This window comes from Dellaglioa sp. CoH-55-MRSF-7, from assembly GCF_056782235.1.
Map to the genome: position 1 here is coordinate 1 of NZ_JBXAYI010000020.1, position 559 is coordinate 559.

Annotated in this window: 2 protein-coding genes; both read left to right on the forward strand. The window is 55.6% G+C overall.

Annotation, left to right across the window (positions count from 1 at the left end; all coding sequences use genetic code 11):
* Positions 1 to 208, forward strand: a 208-nt coding sequence (locus tag AC1RPU_RS07600; RefSeq protein ID WP_481769580.1) for an NUDIX hydrolase, incomplete at its 5' end; no start/stop codon positions are given.
* A 17-nt stretch (positions 209 to 225) separates the two neighbouring features.
* A partial coding sequence (locus AC1RPU_RS07605; protein WP_481769581.1) for an RtcB family protein occupies positions 226 to 559 on the forward strand: 334 nt, incomplete at its 3' end.

Consider the following 559-nt stretch of genomic DNA (forward strand, 5'->3'; position numbering starts at 1 on the left):
GGGTAACGGTGATCCTCTTCTCATGCTCTATTTCCGAGCATACGCGTTTGCAGGCGAAGTACGGAACGCTGAGCCTGAGAAGTGTCATGGTCTGGTGTGGTCACACATCTACACGTTTGCTGAGGCGGACCCTCTGCATTTTATGAATCTGCCGATGTGGGAAAATGATAGACAGGCGCTTCGCGCCACGCTACAATTCCTCCGTTGATCAAATAAGGAGGATGTATGAAACAAAACGAACTGTACGGCCAGATGCTGGGTGGAAAGGCTCGCTTCTTCACCGGTGACATGGAAGTCGAACAGGAGGCACTCAAGCAAATCACGAATATCTCGAACCTGCCGATCTTGGCGGGTCCCGTTGCAATCATGCCGGATGTGCACGCAGGCATGGGCGCGACGGTCGGTTCCGTGATCCCGCTGAACGCAGCAGTTATTCCAGCAGCGGTCGGCGTCGATATCGGGTGTGGCATGGTGGCGGTTAAGACCAGCCTCAAGGCCAACCAGCTGCCGGATTCGCTGAAAGATGTGCGCGCCCAAGTCGAGCGTGACGTGCCGGTTG